1 protein-coding gene and 1 pseudogene are annotated in these 1,480 nt (G+C 71.7%); one reads left to right on the plus strand and one right to left on the minus strand.

The genetic code is table 11. The annotated features are described in order from the left end of the window. The first annotated feature begins 69 nt into the window (after positions 1–69). Entirely contained in the window at positions 70–756 is a 687-nt protein-coding gene (locus tag AOK24_RS44405; protein WP_055725472.1) for a glycerophosphodiester phosphodiesterase, read from the plus strand. Positions 757–792: 36 nt separating this feature from the next. Here the strand turns inward: AOK24_RS44405 and AOK24_RS44410 are convergent. Then, a pseudogene (locus AOK24_RS44410) lies at positions 793–1,480 on the minus strand (sigma-70 family RNA polymerase sigma factor); the annotation flags it as partial.

A 1,480-nucleotide genomic window follows, 5' to 3' on the forward strand; every position in this document is an offset into this window, starting at 1 on the left:
AGTTGTGTACAAGAGACAGCCCGCGAGCCCCGCGTGCCGTGCGGCTTCGGCTCCCGTGACAATGGCCGTATGCAGACCCTGACGGCCGTGGCCCACCGCGGCGACCCCTACCGGTTCCGGGAGAACACCCTCGACTCGCTGCGTTCCGCGCTGTCGCGTGGCGCGGACGTGGTCGAGATCGATGTGCGGCTGACCAGGGACGGTGTTCCGGTCCTGCTGCACGACGAGACGCTGGGTCGGCTCTGGGAGGTGGACCGGCCTCTGGGGTCGCTGTCGGCGGCGGAGGTTCGGGGCATGACGGAGGGCGGCGTGCCGACGCTGGTGGAGGCGCTCGCCGCGACGGAGGGCGCCCGGGTGATGGTCGACCTGCCGGGGACGCGGGACGTGCGGGTCGCACGGCGGGTCGTGGACGCGGTCCGCGAGGCCGGTGCCGCCGACCGCGTCTACTACTGCGCGGACGCCCGGGCGATGCTCGCGGTGCGCGGCGCCGACCCGTCCGCCGAGATCGCCCTCACGCACACGTCCCTCGCGCCGATCCGCCCGACTCTCCTCGCCGCGATCCGCCCCCGCTGGCTCAACTACCGTTTCTCACTGGTCGATCGCCCCCTCGCCGAACGCGTCCACCGGGACGGCCACCTCCTCTCGGTCTGGACCCCCGACACGGCCCGCTCCCTGCGCCGCCTGATCGACCTGGGGGTCGACTCGATCACCACCAACAGGATCGACCTGCTGCACGGGTTGAGGGGCGGGGAGTAGCAAGTCGCGGCCGGGGACGGCGACTTGGGCGGACGTTCACAGGACGGACCGCTGAGGGACCGTCGCCGGGTCAACTGGCGTGGTTCGTGTGGCGTATTGGGGGACGGGGGTGTCGTCGGACCCGGTGTCGCGGACCATGCCGTAGCGGATGGCGCCCTGCGGCGGGCCGTACTGGAGGTCCTTCTCGATCTCCTCGCGGCCGGAGGGGAAGACGATGATGCCGTAGTCGGCGCCGCGTTCGTTGACGGTGAGGGTGACGGAGCCGTCGAGGTAGAAGTACTCGTTCTGCCACATCTGTTGGGTGCCGGCGGGGAGGACGGCGTAGCCGATGGCGGGGCCGCCCATGCCGGTCGCGTAGCCGTCGGGGGCGCCTGCCAGCGGGTCGTCCATGCGGCGTCCGCCGGCCGAGGCGACATGGAACAGCTTGCCCTTCAGACCGGTCCAACTGGGCATGACCAGTGCGCCCGGACGGGACTTGGGCGAGATCTGCCAGCGCACGAGGACGTACCCCTGACCGGTCAAGTCCACGTGGTCGCCCCGGTGTTGCATGACCGCCTTGGCGCCACCACTGCTCGTGACACCGGGCGCGGGGCGCCGAGGGAGGCTCCCCGGTGGGGTGTTGGGGTCGGGCGCGCTGTCGACGGCGTCCACGACGCTGCCGTACACCGCCGTCTCCTTTGTCGGGGTGGCGCTCGGACTCGGGGACGGGGAAAGGGAGTTGAGG

This window comes from Streptomyces niveiscabiei (genome assembly GCF_001419795.1).
GTDB classification, from domain to species: domain Bacteria; phylum Actinomycetota; class Actinomycetes; order Streptomycetales; family Streptomycetaceae; genus Streptomyces; species Streptomyces niveiscabiei.

What these genes read in the sequence shown, in the direction of transcription:
- AOK24_RS44405 (WP_055725472.1), top strand. Translation starts at nt 70, where the DNA reads ATGCAGACCCTGACGGCCGTGGCCCACCGCGGCGACCCCTACCGGTTC.